Genomic DNA, 22,179 nt, shown 5'->3' with positions numbered 1-22,179 from the left:
CGACCGCAGGTTATGGAGCCTTCGTGCCCGCACCCCGTCTCCGGACAGCCTTCGTCGCCGCCTTCCTGGCCCTCGCGGCCGCGCCCCTCGGCGCCTGCGGGGACAACCCCGTCACCGTGCCCAGGGCACCCGCGGTGGCCACCTCCGCCGCGGACGCGGGCGGAATGGCGGCGCTGACCGCGGCGGCGAAGAAGGAGGGCTCGCTCAACACGATCGCGCTCCCCCGCGACTGGGCCAATTACGGCGCGCTGATCGACGGCTTCGAGAAGAAGTACGGGATCAAGGTTTCCGTGGAGAACCCGGACGGCACCAGCCAGGACGAGATCGACGCCCTGAAGGAGCACCGGACCGACGGCCGCGCCCCGGACGTGATCGACGTGGGGGGCTCGTTCGCGCAGTCCGCGGCCCGGCAGGGCCTGCTCGCTCCGTACGAGGTCGCCGCGTTCGACCAGATCCCCAAGGAGCAGAAGGACCCGGAGGCCCGCTGGTACAACAACTACGGCGGCTACGTCTCGATCGGCTGCGACGCCAAGCGGGTGAAGACCTGCCCCTCGACCTTCGCCGATCTGCGCAAGCCCGAGTACAAGGGCCAGGTCTCCCTCAACGGCGACCCCACCAAGTCCGGGTCCGCCTTCGCCGGCGTGTACGCGGCGGCCCTGGCGAACGGGGGTTCCTTCGACAACATCCAGCCCGGCATCGACTTCTTCGCCGAGCTCAGCAAGAACGGCAACTTCAACCCGATCGAATCCTCACCGGAGACGATCGCGAAGGGCCGGACCCCGATCAGCATCGACTGGGACTTCCTCAACCTCGGATACGCCGACGAATTCCGCAGGCAGGGCGCGGACGTCGACTGGCGGACCGCCATCCCCTTCGACGGCAGCTTCGCCGAGTACTACGCGAACGGGGTGAACAAGGACGCCCCGCACCCCGCCGCGGCACGCCTGTGGCAGGAGTACGTCTTCAGCCCGGAAGGCCAGAACCTCCGGCTCGGCGCCTTTGCGCGCCCCGTCCTCATGGACGCCATGGCGGAGGACGGCACCCTCGACAAGACCGCCGCGGAGAAGCTCCCGACGGTCGAGGGCACGCCGATGTTCCCGACGGAGGAGCAGACGGAGAAGGCGAGGGAGACCGTCAACCGCGGCTGGGGCAAGGCCGTCTCGGGCTGAGGTGTGCGCGGCCGATCCCGCACGGTCGGCGGTCGGCCGCCTCCACCGCCCGGAGCCGAAGACGCCTCCCCGGCCGGCGCAGCACGGTGACGTCAGTGGCCGGCGGCAACCTTGACCAGCGCGACCGCCGTCCCGATCGCCGCGTCGATCGCGCCGGCGAGCAGCGCGAAGGGGGCTCCTCCGCCCATCCGGATCCCTCCGTAGCACCCCCACGCGAACAGGGTGGCGACGTTGATCCCGGCCGCCGTGAGCAGCGCCGTGTCCAGGCCCATCGCTCCCAGCGCCGAGACGCCGACCAGCACGAGCGGGCCCACCGCGGACAGCAGCAGCGGACTGCTGACGAAGAGCATCGCGCGCAGTTCCCGCCCCCGGGCGAGGGCGCCGTGCGTCACGCGATGGGCCTGCTGATCGGCGACCAGCGCGGCCAGCCACAGGCCGACCGACGCGGTCCCGATCGTCGCCGCGGCTCCGAGGGCGGTCACATGGCTGCTGCCGGCGAGTCCGATGACCACGGAGATCATGGTGATCGTCGCGTAGAGCCGCTCCTTGAGCTGGGCCGAGGCAGCCTCCGTGCCCGGTGCGTCCGCCGCGTGATCCGTCACGGAAGCCACCGTAAGGGGCGGCCGGACCGGGAACCCGGAGCAACACCGGACGCGGCTGCGCACACCCGGCGGATGCGCACCTCCGGCGCAGGAGCCCGCGGCTCCCCGGCCCGCGGCGCCGTCAGGTGCCGGGGGTCACAGCTTGCGGCACAGCAGGGCGTCCGGCGTCTTGCCCTTGGCCCATGCCCCGGTGAAGGCGATGCCCGCGGCGTACTCGTCCGTGCCGCACTGCCCCTTGTAGTTGCCGTAGGCGAACTCTCCGCCCGGGCCCGCGGCCGGACGGTTGTCACCCCGGTCGAACCAGACGGTGCGGCCGCCGGTCCCGAGGGGCCGGCCCGCCTGGGCGCACAGGACCGCGGAGACCGCCTGGCCGCGCACACTGTAGCCGGTCATGAACTGGCCCGGCCCGCACTGGTACTTGGTGTAGCCGCCCGCCCAGTCGCCCTGCTGTACGTGGCGTTCGTCGCTCACCGCCGTCGGCACCGGGCCGGTGGCCGCCAGGCCGGGCGCCCCGGCATCGGTGCACAGCCCGCGCCCGTCACGGTGGGCGAGGCCGATGAGGCGCTGTCCGTCGGGGCAGGTCCCCTTGCGGGCTCCCGCGTCCCAGTCCCCGAGGTTCCGAACGCGTACCGACTGGACCGCGTCGGCGTGGTCGAGGTTGAGCATGTCCCAGGTGTCGGAGACGGCGACCTGGCCGCTCTTCTGCGGCGAGGTGACCAGCCGGTTCCAGTCGGTGGCGCGCCAGTCGCCGCCGTCCAGGAGGCCGGAACGGCGGCCCGCCGCATCGAAGTTGAGGATGGACCAGGTGCCGTGTCCGGTCCAGCCGACCAGGGGCCAGTAGGCGAAGTCGGTGTCATGGGAGATCAGGTAGTCCACGAAGTTCCCGAACCAGGCACGCGCCTGCGGGTTGGTCTCGTCGCTGCCGATGCCGAACTCGCTGATCCACAGGGGTGCGGTGAAGTGGCTGCCCGATTCGGATGTCACGTAGAACGCCTGGCGCTGCAAGGTGGCGAAGAGCTCTTCGCGGGAGAGTTCCTGGTAGCGCGGGTCGTGGGTCTCGCCCATGCCCGTGGCTCCGGTGTGGTTCGGCCCGGTGTAGCCGTAGAAGTGCGCCGCGTACACCAGCTTGTTCGAGGCGACGAGGGTGTGCGACAGGGTGCGTACCGGTTCGAGCGTGGGGCGCCCGTGGGGCAGCCCGTCGGCCGGGATGCCCTGCCAGTTGATGCCTTCGACGATCACCAGGAGGTCGGGGTTGGCCTCGGTCAGGAGCCGGTCCCCGAGGCGCTGGGACGCGGCCCACCAGTCGTGGTCGTTGCCCCAGTTCCAGTTGGCGTCGTCGGTGACGGTGCGGCGGACCTCGTTGTAGAGGTCGGCGCCGACGACGCGCTTGTTGTCCTTGTAGCGTCGGGCGAGGGCGATCCAGTCGTTCTCCCACTGCGCGGTGGACTGGCTGGTGTTCCAGCGCTCGTTGCCGTCCAGACCGCAGCAGAAGCGTGAGGTGTTGGTGTGGTTGTTGAGGATCACCGCGAAGCCCTCGGCCGTGGTGGCCGCGATGACGGCGTCGAAGACCTGGAGCGGGGTCTTGCCGCGCAGAGCCGGGTTGGCGGCGACCGAGGCGTCGGAGACCGGGCGCTGGTCGTGCAGCATCTCGTTCGAGAACGGCAGCCGGATGCTGTTGATGCCGAGTTCGTGGAATCCGGCGAGGATCCGCGGGATCGGCGCGCGGTCCAGGCCGAGCGGCATCTGGTCGGCCTTCTCGCCGTCGTGGTGGCCGGCCGGGTCGTTGATGTCGCCCGAGCCGCTCCACGATCCCTGGGCCCCGTGCCAGTTCGCGGACTTGAGCTTGAAGCGGTTGCCGCCCGCGTCGACGACGTAGCGGCCGCGGGTGCTGAGGGGCGCGGTCCAGGAGTCGGCCAACGCGGCCGGAGCCGCGGGAGCCGCGTTCGTCTCGGTCGTCGGGGACGCGGCGGTCGGGGAGGCGCCGAGCGCGCCGAGCGCGAGCGCCGCGGCGAGCACCGCCGGTAGTAGGGCTCTTCTCACAGTGTCCTCCGAGGGGCTGGGGGGGTGGGACGTGCGTGGTGGAGCGGTTGGAGCGGTGACGCGGTGGTGCGCTCAGTTGCCGCCGCTGCCGAGGACGGCGACGCCCCGCGGTGCGAGGGTCACGCGGCGGACGAGGGGCCGGTGGGCGTCGAGCAGGTCCCGGCGGGCGGCCGGCAGCGCCACCTCCTGCTCGTCCTCGGTGTGGTTGAGCAGGATGAGGACGTCGTGACCGGCGCCGTGCCGGATCGTGGCCTGGATCCCGGCGGGCAGGCCGGGCAGCACGGGGAGGGCGCCCGCTTCGGCCAGTGAGCGGTCGACGAGGGCCCGCATGGTGACGGGGTCGGGCCGGGTCGCGACGTAGCGGGCACTCCCCCGGCCATGGGCGTGCACCGTGGCCGCCGGGCGGTCGTCGTCCCAGTCGGGTCCGGCGAAGAAGAGTTCGGCCCGGGCGCCGGTGAGCTTCACCTCCTCGCGCCACAGCGACGCCGACGGCGGGGCCGCGGCAGCGGCCGGGCCGTCCGCTTCCGGAGCGCGCAGAGGGACCGCCTCGTCCGCCGCGGCCGGCCAGAACTCCTCGACCCGTACGCCCAGTACGTCGTCGAGCGGGGCGGGACGGCCGCCGGGGTGCACGCGGTCGTGCTCGTCGACGATCCCGGTGAAGAAGGAGGCGAGCAGGGATCCGCCGTCGGCCACGAACGTGCTGATCCGCGCCGCGTTCTCGGCCGACAGCAGGTAGTGGCCGGGCAGCACGAGCAGCTTGTACGGGGAGAGGTCGGCGGAGGGGTGGACGACGTCGATGCCGACGCCCGCCTCGAACAGCGGCGCGTAGTGGTCGAGGACGCGGTCGAGGCAGCGCACGGCGTCCGAGGGGTGCGAGTCGAGTTCGAGCGCCCACCAGTTGTCCCAGTCGAAGACGATCGCGACCTCGTTGCGGACGAGGGTGCCGGCCAGCTCGGGGACCAGGGCCAGTTCGCGGCCCAACTCTCGAACTTCGGTGTGCACCCGGGTCCCGGGCCCCGCGTGCGGGACCATGCCGGAGTGGAACTTCTCGGCGCCGCCACGGGACTGCCTCCACTGGAAGTACATGACGGCGTCGGCGCCCTGGGCGACGGCCTGCCAGCTCCACAGGCGCATCCGGCCGGGGCTCTTGCCGCCGTTGCGGCTGCGCCAGTTGACGGCGGACGGGGCCTGTTCGGTCAGCAGCCACGGCTTCCCGTCGGCAGCGCCGCGCAGGAGGTCGTACGAGAGGGCCGCGCCGATGTGCGCCGCGTCCCAGTGGGGGTCCGGGTAGCTGTCGAGGGCGAGGACGTCCATCTCGGGCGCCCACGCGTGGACGTCGACGGCCTTGTGTCCGGCGAGGAAGTTCGTGGTCACCGGGGTGTCGGGGGTGATGCGGCGGAGCACGTCGCGTTCGAGGGTGAAGCACGTGCGCAGCGCGTCGCTGCTGAACCGCTTGAAGTCGAGCTGCTGGGACGGGTTGGGGTAGGTGGGTGCGGTGCGCGGGGGCAGGATCTGGTCGAAGGAGGTGTAGCGCTGCGACCAGAAGTCGGTGGACCAGGCCTCGTTGAGCGCGTCGACCTCGCCGTACCGGGCTGCGAGCCAGCTCCGGAAGTCGGCGGCCGAGGTGTCGCAGAAGCATTCGGCGACATGGATCCCGTACTCGTTGCCGACGTGCCACAGGCCGAGGGCCGGATGGTCGCGGTAGTGCGTGGCGACGGCTTCGACCAGGCGGACGGCCCGGTCGCGGTAGACCGGGCTGGAGGGGCAGAAGTGCTGGCGGCCCCCCGGGGAGAGGATGCCTCCGGAGGCGGTGACCGGCAGGATCTCGGGATGCTCGGTGGCGAGCCACGGGGGTGGCGAGGCGGTCATGGTGGCCAGGTCGGCGGTGATGCCGTGGGCCGCCAGGTCGTCCATGACCGTGTCGAAGAACCGGAAGTCGTAGGCGTCGCGAGAGGGTTCGACGCGGGCCCAGGCGAAGATGGCGAGGTTGACGAGGTTGACGCCCGCCCGGTTCATCAGGCGCAGGTCCTCGGCGCGGGTGGCCTCGTCCCACTGTTCGGGGTTGTAGTCGCCGCCGAATCCGAGACCGCCCAGCCGTGCGCCGAGGGTGCGGGCACGGTCGTGTGCCGGAGAGTTCATCTTCCTTACCCCTTCAGGTACTTCGGGACGGGGACGCACTGCGCCTCGTGGCGGACGTACCGGCCCGGGTTCAGGCGCGCGGCGGAGCGGTGCTGTCGCGCTCCACGAGGGTCGGCATGACCGACACGACGGACGAGTCCGTCGACGGAACGCCCTCGATCTGGCTCAGGAGCCGGTCCACGCAGGCCGCGCCGACGCGGGTGAGGTCCTGGTCCACGGTGGTCAACGGCGGGAGGAAGTAGCCGGATTCGACGATGTTGTCGAAGCCGACCACGCTCACGTCCTCCGGGACCGGGCGCCCCGCCTCGCGCAGCGCCCGGACCAGGCCGAGTGCCATCTGATCGTTGGCGGCGAACACCGCGGTGACCTCCGGCCGGCCGGCGAGTTCCCGGCCCGCCCGGTAGCCGCTCCCGGCGCTCCAGTCGCCGTGGACGGCCGGCGGGACCGGGGCGCCCGCCGCCCGGAGCACGCGCTGCCACGCCTCGGCGCGGCGGCGTGCGGGGTGGGAGTCCTGCGGCCCGGCCAGGTGCCACACGGTGGTGTGGCCGAGTCCGAGCAGGTGGGTCACGGCGATCTCGGCTCCGGCCGCGTGGTCGGTGTGGACGCCGGGGTAGCGGTGGTCCTCGCCGCCGTCGACGACCACGACCGGAAGCCCCCAGGGGAGCATCAGCGAGCCGGTGAGGATCTGTGCCTCGTTCACGATGACCCCGTCGACGGCATGCCCGCTCAGCCTCCGGAACGCCTCCAGCACGGCCTCCTGGGTCTGTGCCTGCGGGACGACGACGTTGACCGAGTACTCGGTGGACTGCACGGCGGAGACGATCGACTCCAGCGTGCGCGCGTTGCCGTGGGCCTTGAGGTCGAAGCTGATGACGCCGATCATCCGGAACCTTCCGGTGGCCAGCGCCCGGGCAGCGGTGTTGGGGCGGTACCCGAGCATGCGGACGGCCCGGACGACCCGGTCGCGGGTGGCCTCGTCGACATGGGCCGTCGCGTTGACCACGCGGGAGACCGTCTGCGCCGAGACTCCCGCCATGGCCGCGACGTCCGCCATCGACGGGGGCCGGGGCCGGTCCGCGGCCGGGGAACGGGGCCTGCGTGGCCTCTGCCCGTCCTTCGCCATGGTGCAGTTCCTCTCGCACGGTGCGGCCCGGGCGTCTTCCCGACCGCCGTCATGTTTGCGCGAACATGCTGCGTCGGTCAACAGGTTGGCGAACGCCGACGGGTGGGATCAGTGGACGGGAGGGCGCACCTCGGCACCCGAAACCCCTTGGAATCAAAGACAACTGACGATCCACCAGGAGCGACGGTCAAAACTCTTGACACTCTCCGAGAGCAGTGGACACACTTCCGAACCGCGCCGCCATGTTGGCGCTAACACGCATCGGAGGTCCTACCCTTGAAACGCGGCGCTGTTCGGCGCAACCTCACCGCCCATGCGTTCTTCCTGCCGTTCCTGTGCGTCTTCGTCATCGGAGTCGTCGCCCCGCTGGCGTACTCGGTCAACCTGAGCCTCTATCAGGAGCGCATGATCGGCGGGATGGTCTTCACCGGGCTGGACAACTACACCAAGGCGTTCGGGGACAGCCTGTTCCACGCCGGTCTCGCCCGCGTCGCACTCTTCTTCGCGGTCCAGGTACCGCTGATGCTCGGCCTCGCGCTGGCGGCCGCCCTCGCGATCGACAGTGGCCGGCTGCGCGCGCCGGGGCTGTTCCGGATCGGCATCTTCGTCCCGTACGCCGTTCCCGGCGTCGTCGCGGCACTGATGTGGGGCTACCTCTACGGCGACCGCTTCGGCCTGGCCGGCGAGATCGGCGGCCTCCTGCACACCGAGCTGCCCGACCTGCTCTCCGGGAGCTGGATGCTCGCGTCGATCGGCAACATCGTCACCTGGTCGTACGTCGGCTACAACATGCTGATCTTCTACGCCGCGCTGCGGTCCATCCCCGGGGAGCTGTACGAGGCGGCCGAGGTCGACGGCGCCGGAGCCTTCCGCAAGGCGTTCAGCATCAAGCTGCCGGCACTGCGCCCGGCGCTGCTGCTCGCCACCACCTTCTCGGTGATCGGCAGCTTCCAGCTGTTCAACGAGCCGAGCGTGCTCCAGTCCCTGGCGCCCGCCGCCGTCTCCACGAACTACACCCCCAACATGTACGCGTACAGCCTCGCCTTCGACGGGCGCCAGTTCACCTACTCGGCCGCCATCGCGGTGCTGCTCGGCCTGGTGACCGTGCTCGTCGCCTTCGGGGTGCAGCGCGCGACCGCCCGAAGGGAGCGCCTGCTGTGACCACCGCACGCCGCCGTCCGGGCAGGGCGTCCACCCCTCTGACCGTGGCGATGGGCCTGATGCTCGCGTACACGCTGATCCCCTTGTTCTGGCTCGCCGTCAGTGCGACGAAGTCCAACCAGACCCTCTTCGACTCACCCGGGCTGTGGTTCGGGGACGGCTTCCACCTGTTCGAGAACGTCCGGGACGTCTTCACCTACGAGGACGGGATCTACCTGCGCTGGTTCGGCAACACCCTCCTCTACTCGGTGGTCGGGGCGGGCGGAGCCTCGGTGATCGCGACGCTGGGCGGGTACGCCCTCGCCACGTACGAGTTCGTGGGCCGCCGGGTGCTGTCCGCCGTCGTCATCGGGGCTATCTCGATCCCCGCGTCCGCACTCGCCGTCCCGACGTACCTGCTGTTCAGCGACATGGGCATCGTCAACACACCGTGGGCGGTCCTGCTGCCCTCCCTCGCCAGTCCGTTCGGGCTCTACCTGATGCGCGTGTACGCGACCGAGGCCGTTCCGGACGCGATGCTGGAGGCCGCACGCCTCGACGGCGCCGGTGAGCTGCGCATCTTCCTCACCATCGCGCTGCGGCTGCTGGCCCCCGGTTTCGTCACCGTGCTGCTGTTCACCCTCGTCGCCACCTGGAACAACTACTTCCTGCCGCTGATCGTGCTCAACGACCCGGAGCTGTTCCCCCTCACGGTGGGGCTGCGCCAGTGGGACTCGCTCGCGCAGGGCGGCGCCGGCGCCGGCGGCACGCCGATCCTCCCGCTGGTGATCACCGGCAGCCTGCTGGCGGTCGTCCCGCTGATCGTCGCGTTCCTCTTCCTCCAGCGGTTCTGGCAGTCGGGGCTGGCCGCCGGCGGCGTCAAGCAGTAGCCCACCGCCCACCCCTCTCCACGTCCAGCACGAAAGGTTTCGACATGAGCAGATCCCTGCGGCCGTCGGCCCTCACCCGCGCCCTCGGCGCGGCAACCCTCGCGGCCCTCTCCCTCTCCCTCACGGCGTGCGGCGGTGGCCCGGGCACCTCCGACGGCGGCGGCAAGGGCGACCCCGCGGCCGTGCGGGCCGCCCTGGACAAGCCCGCCGAGATCACCTTCTGGACCTGGGTCCCGAACATCGACAAGACGGTCGCCCTGTTCGAGAAGAAGTACCCGAAGATCAAGGTCAACCTGGTCAACGCGGGCCGGTCCAAAGACGAGTACACGAAGCTGACCACCGTCCTCAAGGCGGGCACGGGCGCGCCCGACGTCGTGCAGATCGAGTACTTCGCACTCCCCCAGTTCGCGATGACCAAGTCCCTGGTCGACCTCGCCGGCTACGGTTCCGCCGGGCTGAAGGACAAGTTCGCCGACTCGGCCTGGTCCCAGGTCAGCCTCGCCGACGGGGTCTACGGCATACCGCAGGACACCGGGCCGATGGCCATGTTCTACCGCAAGGACATCCTCGACAGGTTCGGTGCCGCCCCGCCGAGCACGTGGGAGGAGTACGGCGCACTCGCCAGGAAGATCCACGACGCCGATCCGAACGTCCGGATCACGTACGTCGACCCCGGCGACGCGGGCACGTCCAACAGCCTGATCTGGCAGGCCGGCGGCAAGCCGTACACCGTCGACGGCACCGCCGGCGCCACCGGCGTCACCGTCGATCTCAAGAACGACGCCGGGGCCAAGGCCTACGCCGACACCTGGGGCCCGCTGATCGAGGACAAACTGGTCGACTCCACCGCGAGCTGGAACGACGAGTGGTGGAAGTCGATGGCCTCCGGACGGTACGCGACCTGGCTGGCCGGCGCCTGGGCGCCGGCGGTCCTGGAGCAGAACATCCCGCAGAGCAGCGGCCAGTGGTCGGTCGCTCCCATGCCGGGCGGCGTCAGCGCGGAGAACGGCGGCTCGTCGGTCGCGGTCACCACCCAGGCGCGGAACAAGGAGGCCTCCGTGGCCTTCGCCCAGTGGCTGGGCACCGACCCGGAGGCCGTCAGGTCGCTCAACTCCCAGGTCGGACTGTTCCCCGCGACCAAGGTGCTGCTCGACGATCCCGGCTTCCGCGGCGCCGGGGTGCCGTTCTTCCCCGGCGGCAAGCCGAACGAGGTCTTCGCCGACATGTCGAAGGCCGTGCGTCCCGGCTGGCAGTACCTGCCGTTCCAGGTCTATGCGAACAGCGTCTTCAAGGACTCGGTCGGCCAGGGCCTGCAGCCGGGTGGAAACCTGCCCGGCGCGCTGGCCGCCTGGCAGGACCGGGTGAAGGCGTACGGCAAGGAACAGGGCTTCACCGTCAAGTAGTGCGCGGCACCGCCCCTTTTCACCGGAGGAACCCCACAGGTATGACGACACTCGAACTCCCCCTCCTCGACGGGGAACACTGGTGGGGAGGGGCGGTCGCCGAAGGGCGGCACATGCCGTACCCCGACGGCTACGCCTTCGACCTGCGTGACGTGCTGGCCAACCAGGGCATGCCGCTGCTGCTCTCCGACCGCGGCCGCTGGGTGCACAGCGAGCGCACCTTCGGCTTCACCCTCTCCGACGGCCGGCTGAGCGTGCGGGCGCACGAGCCGGACGCGGTCGTCGAGTACGGCGAGGGGCACGGCGACCTGCGCGGGGCGTACCGCCACGCGATCACCCGCCACTACCCGCCGTCCGGCACGATGCCGGACCCGCTCCTCTTCGCCGCACCGCAGTACAACCTGTGGATCGAGACGGTCTTCGAGCCGACCCAGGAGAAGGTGCTGGCCTACGCGGAGCGCCTGCTCGCGGAGGGGTTCCCGCCCGGCGTGCTGATGATCGACGACCGGTGGAGCAACGACTACGGGGACTGGACCTTCCACCCCGGCCGTTTCCCCGATCCGGCGGGCATGGTCGCCGAGCTCCACCGGCTCGGCTTCAAGGTGATGCTGTGGCTCGTGCCGTACGTGACCCCGGACTCCCCCACCGCGCGGCAGCTGGGCGACCGGGGCCTGCTGATCCGCGACTTCGGGGCCGGCGCGGACGGGCGGGCCGCGGTCGGGTGGTGGTGGAACGGCTGGAGCGCCGGCCTCGACCTGCTCGATCCGCGGGCACGGGCATGGCTCACCGGCCGCCTGGAAGCCCTGCGGGACGACATCGGCGTCGACGGGTTCAAGTTCGACGGCGGCGACGCGCCCTGGTGGCGCGCGCTCGGGTGCGCGGACCCGGAGGCCTATACGCACGCGTGGAACCGCTTCGGTGCCGACTGGCCGCTCAACGAGTTCCGTGACGCGTGGCGCGCGGCGGGTCTGCCGCTCGCACAACGCCAGCAGGACAAGTACCACCTGTGGGAGGGGCGCTTCGGGCTGGCGAGCCTGATCCCGAACGCCCTGGCCCAGGCCCTGACCGGCCATGCGTTCACGTGTCCCGACATGATCGGCGGCGGCGAGTTCCGCTTCGTCCCGGGTGAGGACGGCGAGGGTTTCGACGAGGAACTGTTCGTCCGCTACGCCCAGATCGCCGCGCTGTTCCCCATGATGCAGTTCTCCACGGCGCCGTGGCGCGTGCTCTCCGCCGACGGCCTCGCGATCGTCCGCGCGGCCGCCCGGCTCCACACCGAGCTCGCCCCGGAGCTGCTCGCCCTCGCCGCGCACGCCGCGGCCACGGGCGAACCGGTCCAGCGCCCCCTCGAATGGGCCTTCCCGCACCGGGGGTACGCAGAGGTCACCGACCAGTTCGTGCTGGGCGACAGCCTGCTGGTGGCTCCGGTGGTGACCCGGGGCGCGGCCGGGCGGGAGGTCGTGATCCCGCCGGGCACGTGGCTGGCCGACGACGGCCGGTCGTACGAGGGCCCGGCCACGGTCTGGATGGACGCGCCCCTGGCCCGGCTGCCGTACCTGCGCAGGACGGACGTGCCGCAGGGGTGAGGGGCGTCCGGCACGGAACCCCCGCGTCCCGCGCCGGACGCCCCGCCCCCCGCTACCGCGTCCCGAGGGCCGGCGCGAGCCTGCGTGCGCCCGCGGCAGGGGTGGCCTCCAGGAGGCGCGGGGGGCGGTGGCCGGCGGCTGCGAAGGCGGCGGTGACCGACTCGCCCACCGCGTCCTCCCGCCCGTCCTCCACCAGGGCGATGACGGATCCTCCGAAGCCGCCTCCGGTCATCCGGGCGCCGAGCGCCCCGGCGCCCAGCGCGGCGCTCACGGCGAGGTCGGTCTCGGGGCAGGAGACGCGGTAGTCGTCGCGGAGCGAGGCGTGGCCCTCGGTGAGGATCGGGCCGAGCGCCGCGGCGTTCCCCTCCCGCAACCGGGCGACGGCCTCGGTGACCCGGGCGTTCTCGGTCACCACGTGCCGCACCAGCGGGGCGAGTTCCGCCGGCAGGTCGTCCAGGACCCGCGGGAGTTCCCCGGTGGGCAGGTCGCGCAGGGCGGGCAGGCCGAGCAGCGCGGCCGCGCGTTCGCAGCCCGCGCGCAGGGCGGCGTACGCCCCGTCCCCGAGGTCGTGCGTGACGCGGGTGTCGATCACCAGCAGTCGCAGCCCCCGGCCCCGCAGGTCGAAGGGCACCTGCCGGTGGGCCTCCGGAGTGCGGGCGTCGAGGTGGAGGGCTGCGTCGGCGGTGCAGCAGACGGAAGCCATCTGGTCCATGATCCCGCACGGGACTCCGGCGAAGCCGTTCTCCGCGCGCTGGGCGATCCGGGCCAGTTCGGGCCCGGGCAGGCCGAGGCCGTACAGCTCGTCGTACGCCACCGCCACCGCGCATTCCAGCGCTGCGGAGGAGGAGAGGCCGGCGCCGGTGGGCACCGTGCTGTCGAAGTGGAGGTCCGCGCCCCCGACCGGGTGCCCCGCCTCGGCGAACGCCCAGACCACGCCGGCCGGGTAGCCGGTCCAGCCCCTGGCCGAGCCGGGGGCGAGCCCGGACACGGCCAGGTCGGCGGTCCGGCCGTCGCCCTGCGCGCTGTGCAGCCGAAGCCGTCCGTCGGTGCGGGCGCGGGCGGCGAGCAGGGTGGTCTGCGGGAGGGCCATCGGGAGGGCGAAGCCGTCGTTGTAGTCGGTGTGTTCGCCGATCAGGTTGACCCGGCCCGGCGCCGCCCACACCCCGTCCGGGGAGCCCCCGAAGAGCCGCCCGAAGGTGTCCGCGAGCCGCTCGGCCCGGCTGTCGTCGCACTGCGCGGTCGCGTTCACGCCAGGGCCTCCCGGAGTCGCCGCGCGGCCGCCTCGGGGGCCACGTCGTTGATGAAGGCCTCCGTGCCGGATTCCGTCCCGGCGAGGAACTTGAGCTTGTCGGGAGACCGGCGGATGGTGAACAGCTCCAGGTGCAGGGCCAGTTCCGCACCCCGGGTGCGCGGTGCCTGGTGCCAGGCGGAGACGTACGGCGTGGGAGGCGGCGCCTGCGGCCGCCCCGGTACGGCGAACAGCCGGTCGAAGCGGCGCAGCAGGTCCAGGTAGATGCCGGGGAACTCGGCCCGTTCGGCCTCGGTGAGGCAGGTCAGGTCGGGGACGCGGCGGTGCGGGTAGAGGTGCACCTCGTACGGCCAGCGGGCGGCGTACGGCACGAAGGCGGTCCAGTGCTCCCCGGCGGTCACCACCCGCTCGGTGGCGGCGCGGGCCCGGGACAGCAGGTCCTCGAAGAGGTTGCGTCCGGTGGCGGCGCGGTGGGCGGCAGCGGCGGCGGCCATCTTGGCGGTGCGCGGCGTGACGAAGGGGAAGGCGTAGATCTGCCCGTGCGGGTGGGAGAGGGTCACCCCGATCTCGACCCCCCGGTTCTCGAAGCAGTACACCTGCTCGACGCCCGGGAGGGCGGAGAGCTCCGCGGTGCGGTCGGTCCACGCGTCCAGGACCAGGCGGGCGGCGACCGGGGTGAGGTCGGCGAAACCGGAATCGTGCTCGGGGGTGAAGCACACGACCTCGCAGCGGCCGGCTTCGCCCGCGAGGGAGGGGAAGCGGTTCTCGAAGACGGCCACTTCGTAGTCGGCGGCGGGGATCTCGCCGAGCCGGCCGTCCCGGGAGGGACAGAGCGGGCACTCGCCGGCGGGCGGGTGGTAGGTCCGGCCCTGCCGGTGGGAGGCGATCGTGATCCAGTCGCCGGTCGCCTCGTCCCGGCGCAGTTCCGGGTGACTGCGCACGCGGTCCAGCGGGCGCAGGTCGGGCGCCTCGCGTACGGCGCTCTCGTCGTTGTCGAAGTAGATCAGTTCGCGGCCGTCCGCGAGTTTCGCGAGGGTCTTCTTCACCCACCAAGACTAAACAGATTCCAAAACAAATCAACATCATGATGCGTGCTATCTTGTTGCTTTCTGATCGGATGTCCCCGCTATCCGGGAGTGACCTCGTGGCCGAGCAGCAGGCTGCACAGCTGGCCCATCAGCGCCGCGCCTTCATCCTCGACGCGGTCCGGCGCGACGGCACGGTACGGGTGGCGGACCTGGTCGGACAGCTCGGCGTCTCGGACATGACGATCCGCCGGGACCTGGACGCCCTGGCCCGGCGCGGCGCCGTGGAGAAGGTCCACGGCGGGGCCGTCGCCACCGCCGGGGCCAGCGCGCACGAGCCCGGATTCGACGCCAAGTCCGATCTGGAGGCGGCCGCCAAGGCCGCCATCGCGGACACGGCCGCGGGCCTGGTGGAACCGGGCAGCGTGGTCGCGCTCTCGGGCGGCACCACCGCGTACGCGGTCGCCACCCGGCTGCTCGGCGTCCCCCGGCTCACGATCGTCACCAACTCCCTCCCGGTGGCCGATCTGGTACGGGCGGCCGACCGCGACGGCGCGGGCGCGGCCCCCACCCTGCTGCTCACCGGCGGCTCCCCCACCCCCTCGGCCGCACTGGTGGGCCCCCTCGCCGACCTGGTGATCGGCTCGCTCCACGTGGACCTGCTCGTCCTCGGCGCCCACGGGGTGACGGAGGAGGCGGGGCTGACCACCCCCAACCTCACGGAGGCCCAGACCAACCGGGCCCTGGTCGCCTCGGCACGGCGGATCGCCGTCGTGGCCGACCACAGCAAGTGGGGGGTGGTCGGGCTGAGCGGCTTCGCCGCGCTGGACCGGGCCGACTGGTTCGTGACCGACGCGGGCATGCCCGCGCCGGCCCGCGCCGTCCTCGCGGAGGCGGTGGGTGAACTCCTCGTCGCGGGCGAGGAACACGGCGGGCAGCACGGCAGGGATCACGGCGAGCAGCCCTGATCGCCGCGCCAGCGGAGTCCGCCCGTGCCGAGGAGGATCGTGGCCCGCGGCCGCATCGGCTCCTCGCCCCTGCGGGCGAGCAGAACGATCTCGCCGACCTCCGCCGGCATGCTTCCCAGGCGTGCGGCGCACTCCGCGGCCAGGTGCCGCGGGTCGTGGGTGCGCCCCAGTGACAGGTGCGGCGTGAAGGACGGGAATCTGCCGCGGCACAGGGGGAAGGGCTCCACCAGGGCCCGTTGGAGCGCCGTCCAGGGGGCAGGGCCCGCAGCGGCGGGGTCCAGCCACACGGTGGCGTAGGCGCGGTGCCGGAAGGTGCGCACTCCGCTGAGGCGGACGGAGAAGGGCTGGATCCCGGTGGCGGCTGCGGCCAGCAGTGGGGCCGCCGCGGTGAAGTCGGCCTCCGGGACGAAGCCGAAGATCAGGTTCACGTGCGGGGGCCAGCGGCGGATCTGGGGGTCGTGCTCCGCCCGGATGCTCTGGATGGGAGGCCACAGTCCGGCCGGAGGAAGCCACACGACGGCCGTCCTGGGTGTGGGGGCCACCTCTAGGAATCCTGGGACACCGGCTCCGCCACCGGTGGTCGGGAACCCGTTCACACGGCCATGATGCCCCCGGACGCCCGTCGGGACCGTGCCCGTCAGCCGGTGAAGGAGCCGTGGCGGCCGGCGCCGCCCGCGAACCGGTCGGCGCCGGCCTGGGTCTCCCCCGCGGTGAGCGGCACGAGGCCGTGGCGGTATTCGGCCGCCAGCGCCTCCCGCTCGTCCAGACCGTGCTGTTCCCGTACGGACAGCCGGTCGTGCCGCAGGCACAACTGCGGGAACCCGGCGATCTCGTGGGCGAGCCGCTCGGCCGCCCGGCGGGCTTCCCCGGGCGGAACGAGGCGGTTGACGAGGCCGATCCCGTACGCCTCGGCGGCGGTCACGGGGCGGCCGGTGAGGATCAGGTCCATCGCGCGGCTCTCCCCGATCAGGCGGGGCAGCCGCACCGTACCGCCGTCGATCAGGGGCACGCCCCAGCGGCGGCAGAACACGCCGAAGGTCGCGTCCTCCTCGGCCACCCTCAGGTCGCACCACAGGGCCAGTTCGAGTCCGCCCGCGACCGCGTGGCCGCTGACCGCGGCGATCACCGGCTTGGTCAGGCTCAGCCGCGTGGGGCCCATCGGCCCGTCCCCCTCGGCCAGCACCTGGTTGCCGCGGTCGGTGCCGACGGCCTTGAGGTCCGCGCCCGCGCAGAACGTACCGCCCTCGCCCCACAGCACGGCGACGGACGCCTCCTCGTCCTCCTCGAACGCGCGGAAGGCATCGGCGAGCAGGGCCGCCGTCGGACCGTCGACCGCGTTGCGGACCCCGGGGCGGCTGAGGATCACCGTACGCACCGGGCCGTCGCTTTCGGTCCGCACGGCGGACGGGCCGGCGGGCGTCGTCCCCGGTGTCTCGGAGGTCGTGGCCACAGCGGAACTCCCTGGGTCGAGTGGTGTGCGAACGCCCACTCTGCAGCAATCGCACGGGCGGCACGAGGGGGCCGTCGGCCGCCGGGACCGCCCCGGACCGCGCCTGGACCTCGCCCGGACTGCGCCCTCCGCCGCACGGACCTACGCTGCCAGAGGGAGGTGATGCCCGATGTCTGCACCCCGGGCAGCCACGGCCCGATGTGCGGCCGTGGGAACCGTCTGTCTCCTCATGTTCGCGGGCCCGGGCACGGGCGCCGCCGTCGCCGATGACAACGGCATCGCCGACAAGAGCGCCCCCGCCATCGTGGCTGCCGCCCGCAAGGCGATGTCCGAGCTCACGTCGATGCGCATGGCGGCCAAGGTGACCGACCCGTCGGGCACCACCGCTCTGGACCTCCGGTTCGACGCGCAGGGCAACTGCGCCGGCACGGTCACCCCGCCCGGCGATTCCGGCACGGCCGACGTCGTCAAACGCGGTGACGACGTGTGGATGAAGCTCGACGACGAGCTTCTGCGGGCCCAGGTGCCGGGTGGCAAGGCCGACGACGCGATCGCGCTCATCAACGGCCGCTATCTGCACGGCACCACGAGCAGCCCGCTCCTGAGCGACTTCGCCGAATTCTGCGATCTCGACTTCTACAAGAAGGAGTTCACCAGGAAACCGGTGAACGAGCAGCTCGAAAAGGGCGCGCGCACCACCGTCGACGGCCGGCCGGCCATCACGGTCACCAGCCGGCAGCCCGACCGGACGGGCAATTACCAGGTCTCCACCGAGGACGAGCCGTACCTCCTGCGGATCCAGGGCACCGACAAGTCCGGCGAGCGGGTGGAGGCCTCCTTCTCCGCCTTCGACGAGCCCGTCCAGGCCAAGCCGCCCGCCCCCGCCGACTCGGTCGACCTGTCCGAGCTGCAGTAGCGAAAGGGATCTCGCATGATCACCACGGACTTCGTCCCCGGCTCCCCCTGCTGGATCGACCTCGGCGCCCCCGACGTCCCCGCCGCCGCGGCCTTCTACGGCGCCGTGCTCGGGTGGGACTACGAGTCCATGGGCGAGAGCGAGGAGATGGAAGGCGGGATGTTCCGGAAGGACGGCAAGATCGTCGCGGGGCTCGGCAAGCTGACCGAGGAGGGGGCGCGCCCGGCCTGGATGATCTACTACAGCGTCGCCGACGCGGACGCCACGACCCGGGCCGTCGAGCGCGCCGGCGGGACGGTGCGGGTGCCGCCGAGGGACCTCGACGAGTGGGGGCGGATGGCGCAGTACGACGACCCGCTGGGCGGCCAGTTCGCCGTCTGGCAGCCGGGCAAGGACTCCGGGGTCCAGCTGGTGGACGAGCCGGGCTCGCTGTCCTGGACGGAGCTGTACACGAGTGACGCCTCGGCCGCCAAGGACTTCTACGGTGGTCTGTTCGGCTGGACGTTCAGCGACATGCCCCTGCCGGGCGGCGGGGGCGCGTACTCCCTCATCACCCCGGCCGGACTACCCGAGGAGCGCATGCACGGCGGCCTCATGGAGCTGCCGCAGGAGCACCTCGCCCTGACGAACGGGCGGCCGTACTGGCACCCGGTCTTCGCCGTCACCGACTGCGACGCCACGGTCGCCGAGGTCACCGCGAACGGTGGCAGCGTGCAGATGGGGCCGGAGGACGCCGAGGGCGTCGGCCGGCTCGCCGTCTGCCTCGACCCGTCGAACGCGGACTTCGTGGTGCTGGCCCCGGCCCGGAGCTGAACCCCGGCCTCAGGCCCTGGAACGGTACGCGCGCAGGGCCAGGGGCATGAAGACCACGGCGATGCCCGCAGCCCAGATCAGGGACCACATGATTGACCGGCTAGCCGGGGTGCCGAGCAGCAGGCCGCGGAAGGCGTCCGACAGGTAGGTGACGGGGTTGACGTTCACCCATGCCTGGAGCCAGCCGGGCATCGTGTCGACCTGCACGAACGCGCTGCTCGTGAAGGTGATCGGAAAGATCAGCGTGAAGGCGAAGACCTGTACCTTCTCCGCGTCGCCGGCCAGCATCCCGATCAGGACCGCCGTCCACGAGACGGCGGCGGCGAAGATCAGCAGCAGGAGGAGCCCGGCGAAGAGGCCGGCGGCGCCGCCGGTGACCTCGAAGCCCAGCAGCGTGCCGAGGCCGATCATCAGGAGCATCGCCCAGAGCTGTTTGGCCAGGTCGGCCGTTATCCGCCCGTACAGCGGCGCCCCGCGGGCGATGGGCAGGCTGCGCAGGCGGTCGAAGACGCCCTTGGTGAGGTCGGTGTTCAACGCCATGGCGGTGTACATGCTCATGAAGAGCGTGTTCTGGACGATGATCCCGGCGAGCGCGTACTGGAGGTATTCCTGCGGGGATCCGGCCATCTGTCCGCCGAAGACGTACGTGAAGAGGAACACGAACATGATCGGCGAAATGCTGTAGTCGACGAGTTCGAGCGGGTTGTGCTTGACGGAGACCAGGCTCCGCCACGCCAGGGTCGCGGTCTGCCGCAGGGCCGCCAGGGGACGCACCCGGCCGCTGCCGCCGAAGGTGTCGGCCGGGGAGGCGGAGGCGGTGGTCATGACAGGCTCCCCGCGGTCGCGTACTGCTCGTCGTCGCCCCCGCCCTCCTGGGGCTCCGGCTCGGCCCGGTGGCCGGTCAGGACCATGAACACCTCGTCGAGGGACGAGCGCCGCAGGGTCAGCTCGGCCACCGCGATGCCCGCCTGGTCCAGCCGGCGCACCACGCTCGGCATGAGCTCCGGGTCCTTGACGGGCACGGTGATCTCGTCGCCCTCGATCTTGGCCTGGGGCCCGGCTTCCTCGGTGAGCAGGGTGTGCGCCGTGCCGAGATCGGCGGCACGGGCCGGCCGTAGCTGCAGCACTTGCCCGCCGACCTGCGCCTTCAGCCCGTCGGGGGTGCCGTCGGCGATCACCCTGCCCTTGTCGATCACGACGATGCTGTCGGCCAGCCGGTCCGCCTCGTCCAGGTACTGCGTGGTCAGCAGGACCGTCATCCCCTCCGCGACGAGGGTGCGCAGCATGTCCCAGACCTCACCGCGGCTGTGCGGATCGAGTCCGGTGGTCGGTTCGTCCAGGAAGAGGATCTGCGGCCGCCCCACCAGGCTGGCCGCGAGGTCGAGGCGCCGTCGCATGCCACCCGAGTAGGTCTTGACGGCCCGTCCCGCCGCGTCGCCCAGCTGGAAGCGGTCGAGCAGTTCGGCCGACCGGGCCCGGGCCGGGCCGCGCGGGAGGCCGAGCAGCCGCCCGATCATCAGCAGGTTCTCCGTGCCGGTCAGGTTCTCGTCCACGGCGGCGTACTGGCCCGTCAGCCCGATCATCGAGCGGACCAGGCCCGCCTGCCGCACGACGTCGTACCCTCCGACTTCGGCCCGCCCGCCGTCCGGCTGCAGGAGGGTGGCGAAGATGCGGACGGCGGTCGTCTTGCCCGCTCCGTTGGGACCGAGCAGGCCGAGGACGGTACCGGCCGGCACCTGAAGGTCCACACCGGCCAGTGCCCGGGTCTGCTTGAACCGCTTCGCCAGGCCTTCGGCCCGGATCGCGTACCTCATGGAGATCACCTCGGACGCGGGGTACGTGCTGCCACTTCCCTCAACTGTGACGCACACCACTGACACTGTCCGGCCGAGCGCCCCCACCCCCCTCTCGCTGCCGGCGTGTACCCGCAGGCGTACCGGCCGTCACCGCCGGCGCGTCGCGCGGTACGGCCGGCTCAGCCGGACGTGGCCGGTGCCTCCAGGTAGGCCCACGCCTTCGTGCCCGAGCGCAGGACGACCCGGGTCCTGGCGTAGTCGTCGACCTCGTAGTCGTCCGCTGATGCCAGCTCTTCGTCGGTGATCGAGAAGACCGTGCCCTCGACGGCCTCGTTCGCATCGGACGAGGCGACCACCAGGGGATGGCGGTCGGTTCCGCTGGCCTCGATCACATCCGGGTCGGTGATCGCGATGTAGGTCATCCGGTGTCCGGGCAGTGCGTCGGGCGTCCCTTCCAGCAGCCTGCCGAACCGTGCGAGCTGGACCTCGCGGAACTGCAGCGTGCCGTAGGAGAACAACTGGTGGCGAGCCGGGCCGGTCATGCGGGGAACCTCCGGGAGCAGCGGTACGGGGACGGGTGGTTGCGCGGTCGTCCGTCGGTCACGGGTGAGATCACGCCAGGGGGCGGGAGCACGTCGACTTCGCCACGAAGGCGAGCCCGTCGTAGTCCTCGGCGGGTACGAGGGGTGCGACGTGGAAGCGGTAGGTGAACCGGGGGACGCTGGCGCCGAAGCTGCGCTGGAGGCCGGGGCCGCGCAGCCACTGCTGCACGGCGGGTGCCGCTTCGGCCGCCCCGCCCCGCAGGTCGACCAGGTAGTCGCCGGGTACGGCGGCGGCGAGCCGGGATTCGACCGAGCGGCCTGCGCCGCCGATCCGGTGCCGGAGCGCCGGGCCGGTGGTGTCGCCGCTCCGGCGGGCCCGGAACCGGCCCTTCCCGAAGAGCAGGCCCAGCGCGTAGTAGGCATCGCCGTGGTAGCGGCGCAGCACGCTCCCGAGTGCGGGTACGTCCTGACCGTAAGTGCCCTTCGCGATGTGCCCGTTGTGCGCCCATACGGCGACCCGGTCGGCCGTACCGTCCACCAGTGCGTGGACCGCCTCGGCCATGTGGCGGTCCCTGACGGCGTACAGGCTCTCCTCGCCGGGGCCCGCCTGCAGGGGCCGGGTGATCAGATCGGCGCAGCGGACGAGGATGCCCGCGTGCCGGACCGCGTCATCGGCCGCCTCGGGACTCGTGCGGGCGGCGAGGCTCGCGCGGTGCTCCTCCAGGAATCCGGCCAGCTCGCGGGCCTCCTCGTAGAGGCGTCGCCCCGGGTCCGGAAGCGACCCGGGCCGGGAGGCGGCGAGCACGCCCAGGCTCTCCCGTACGGACTCGGCGGTCGCCGGCGCGGCCTTCTCCAGGAAGGCGCCGACCGCGTCGGCCGAGTCCGCGCAGCGCTGCGGGTCGATGCCGACGAAGCGCACCCGCTCGGCCGCCGGGACCGTGCGGTTGTGTTCCCGCATCCACTCGACCATCGCGACGATCTCCTGGGTCCGCCACGTCCAGAAGTCCAGTCGGGAGACCAGTCGCGCGGCGTCGCCCGGGGCGCCCCCCACATAGGCGTCCACGGCCAGGGCGGCCGATTCGCTGGCCTCCATCGCCAGCGCCCTGAACCCCATCTCGCGGACCAGGAATTCCAGCAGCCGGTGTTTGAGCTGGAAGAACTCCCTTGTGCCGTGCGTGGATTCACCGAGGCCGACGACGCGGACACCCTTCAGGACCTCGTGCAAGGGCTGAAGGTCCTCGGACGGTTCGCCGGCGGAAAGAGTGCTGAGGGGCAGCGCGTTCGCGGATAACCAGCGCGTGATCTCGTCGGACAAGAGCAGTCTCCTC

The 22,179-nt window shown here is 72.1% G+C and carries 20 protein-coding genes; 8 read left to right on the top strand and 12 right to left on the bottom strand.

What is annotated here, in order from left to right; all coding sequences use genetic code 11:
* The first annotated feature begins 23 nt into the window (after positions 1 to 23).
* Positions 24 to 1,169, top strand: coding sequence for an ABC transporter substrate-binding protein (locus OG472_RS36045; RefSeq protein WP_405942475.1), 1,146 nt, complete (start codon positions 24 to 26; stop codon positions 1,167 to 1,169).
* 92 nt (positions 1,170 to 1,261) lie between these two features.
* Here OG472_RS36045 and OG472_RS36040 read toward each other — a convergent pair whose 3' ends face one another.
* The 4 genes from OG472_RS36040 to OG472_RS36025 form a co-directional block, all read right to left on the bottom strand.
* Complete coding sequence (locus OG472_RS36040) at positions 1,262 to 1,771, bottom strand: hypothetical protein (RefSeq protein ID WP_401605480.1); 510 nt, start codon at positions 1,769 to 1,771, stop codon at positions 1,262 to 1,264.
* Between the two features lie 135 nt (positions 1,772 to 1,906).
* On the bottom strand, positions 1,907 to 3,811 hold the full coding sequence (locus tag OG472_RS36035) for a glycoside hydrolase family 5 protein (RefSeq protein ID WP_405942474.1): 1,905 nt from the start codon (positions 3,809 to 3,811) through the stop codon (positions 1,907 to 1,909).
* 72 nt (positions 3,812 to 3,883) lie between these two features.
* Entirely contained in the window at positions 3,884 to 5,950 is a 2,067-nt protein-coding gene (locus OG472_RS36030) for a beta-galactosidase (protein ID WP_405942473.1), read from the bottom strand.
* A gap of 70 nt (positions 5,951 to 6,020) precedes the next feature.
* Positions 6,021 to 7,004 carry a LacI family DNA-binding transcriptional regulator gene (locus OG472_RS36025; protein WP_405943233.1) on the bottom strand — a complete coding sequence of 328 codons (984 nt, stop codon included), beginning with the start codon at positions 7,002 to 7,004 and terminating at the stop codon, positions 6,021 to 6,023.
* Positions 7,005 to 7,349: 345 nt separating this feature from the next.
* Between OG472_RS36025 and OG472_RS36020 the strand changes: the two genes are divergently transcribed.
* From OG472_RS36020 to OG472_RS36005, 4 genes are read left to right on the top strand one after another with little or no spacing between them, the layout of a single operon-like run.
* Positions 7,350 to 8,234 (top strand): carbohydrate ABC transporter permease, encoded by an 885-nt coding sequence (locus OG472_RS36020; RefSeq protein WP_401605472.1) that lies wholly within the window; start codon positions 7,350 to 7,352, stop codon positions 8,232 to 8,234.
* On the top strand, positions 8,231 to 9,103 hold the full coding sequence (locus tag OG472_RS36015) for a carbohydrate ABC transporter permease (protein WP_405833097.1): 873 nt from the start codon (positions 8,231 to 8,233) through the stop codon (positions 9,101 to 9,103). Before OG472_RS36020 ends, OG472_RS36015 begins: the two co-directional genes overlap by 4 nt.
* Before the next feature lie 44 nt (positions 9,104 to 9,147).
* Entirely contained in the window at positions 9,148 to 10,506 is a 1,359-nt protein-coding gene (locus OG472_RS36010; protein WP_405942472.1) for an ABC transporter substrate-binding protein, read from the top strand.
* A gap of 41 nt (positions 10,507 to 10,547) precedes the next feature.
* A complete protein-coding gene (locus tag OG472_RS36005) occupies positions 10,548 to 12,092 on the top strand; it encodes a glycoside hydrolase family 31 protein (protein WP_405833093.1) in 1,545 nt (514 codons plus the stop codon).
* A 52-nt stretch (positions 12,093 to 12,144) separates the two neighbouring features.
* Here OG472_RS36005 and galK read toward each other — a convergent pair whose 3' ends face one another.
* Positions 12,145 to 13,341: a galactokinase gene (gene galK / locus OG472_RS36000; RefSeq protein ID WP_405942471.1), complete on the bottom strand. Its 1,197-nt coding sequence runs from the start codon at positions 13,339 to 13,341 to the stop codon at positions 12,145 to 12,147.
* Positions 13,338 to 14,387 (bottom strand): galactose-1-phosphate uridylyltransferase, encoded by a 1,050-nt coding sequence (gene galT, locus OG472_RS35995; protein ID WP_405942470.1) that lies wholly within the window; start codon positions 14,385 to 14,387, stop codon positions 13,338 to 13,340. Before galT ends, galK begins: the two co-directional genes overlap by 4 nt.
* A 98-nt stretch (positions 14,388 to 14,485) precedes the next feature.
* On the opposite strand from galT, the gene OG472_RS35990 reads away from it, so the two are divergent.
* A complete protein-coding gene (locus tag OG472_RS35990) occupies positions 14,486 to 15,334 on the top strand; it encodes a DeoR/GlpR family DNA-binding transcription regulator (RefSeq protein WP_405942469.1) in 849 nt (282 codons plus the stop codon).
* Here the strand turns inward: OG472_RS35990 and OG472_RS35985 are convergent.
* Positions 15,316 to 15,876: a 2'-5' RNA ligase family protein gene (locus tag OG472_RS35985; protein WP_383576717.1), complete on the bottom strand. Its 561-nt coding sequence runs from the start codon at positions 15,874 to 15,876 to the stop codon at positions 15,316 to 15,318. The two genes, OG472_RS35990 and OG472_RS35985, sit on opposite strands and share 19 nt — an antisense overlap.
* A gap of 95 nt (positions 15,877 to 15,971) precedes the next feature.
* The gene (locus tag OG472_RS35980) at positions 15,972 to 16,784 is read right to left on the bottom strand and encodes a crotonase/enoyl-CoA hydratase family protein (protein WP_401605455.1); all 813 of its coding nucleotides are present in this window, start codon (positions 16,782 to 16,784) and stop codon (positions 15,972 to 15,974) included.
* A 169-nt stretch (positions 16,785 to 16,953) separates the two neighbouring features.
* Here OG472_RS35980 and OG472_RS35975 point away from each other — a divergent pair, with 169 nt between their 5' ends.
* Together OG472_RS35975 and OG472_RS35970 are read left to right on the top strand one after the other, a co-directional pair.
* Positions 16,954 to 17,700: a hypothetical protein gene (locus OG472_RS35975; RefSeq protein WP_405942468.1), complete on the top strand. Its 747-nt coding sequence runs from the start codon at positions 16,954 to 16,956 to the stop codon at positions 17,698 to 17,700.
* Between the two features lie 15 nt (positions 17,701 to 17,715).
* Positions 17,716 to 18,513, top strand: coding sequence for a VOC family protein (locus OG472_RS35970; RefSeq protein WP_401605451.1), 798 nt, complete (start codon positions 17,716 to 17,718; stop codon positions 18,511 to 18,513).
* Between the two features lie 9 nt (positions 18,514 to 18,522).
* Here the strand turns inward: OG472_RS35970 and OG472_RS35965 are convergent, their stop codons facing one another.
* From OG472_RS35965 to OG472_RS35950, 4 genes are all read right to left on the bottom strand, one after another.
* Positions 18,523 to 19,338, bottom strand: coding sequence for an ABC transporter permease (locus tag OG472_RS35965; protein ID WP_401605449.1), 816 nt, complete (start codon positions 19,336 to 19,338; stop codon positions 18,523 to 18,525).
* Positions 19,335 to 20,327 carry an ATP-binding cassette domain-containing protein gene (locus OG472_RS35960; protein WP_405942467.1) on the bottom strand — a complete coding sequence of 331 codons (993 nt, stop codon included), beginning with the start codon at positions 20,325 to 20,327 and terminating at the stop codon, positions 19,335 to 19,337. The genes OG472_RS35965 and OG472_RS35960 overlap by 4 nt, the downstream gene beginning before the upstream one ends.
* Positions 20,328 to 20,488: 161 nt before the next feature.
* Entirely contained in the window at positions 20,489 to 20,851 is a 363-nt protein-coding gene (locus OG472_RS35955; RefSeq protein ID WP_405942466.1) for a gamma-glutamylcyclotransferase family protein, read from the bottom strand.
* Positions 20,852 to 20,921: 70 nt separating this feature from the next.
* Positions 20,922 to 22,166: an erythromycin esterase family protein gene (locus OG472_RS35950; protein WP_405942465.1), complete on the bottom strand. Its 1,245-nt coding sequence runs from the start codon at positions 22,164 to 22,166 to the stop codon at positions 20,922 to 20,924.
* Positions 22,167 to 22,179: the final 13 nt, after the last annotated feature.

The organism is Streptomyces sp. NBC_00207 (genome assembly GCF_045160965.1).
In the GTDB taxonomy this organism is placed as follows: Bacteria; Actinomycetota; Actinomycetes; order Streptomycetales; family Streptomycetaceae; genus Streptomyces.
Note: the sequence above shows the minus strand (reverse complement) of the source record. Positions and strands in the feature narration are given on the sequence as shown.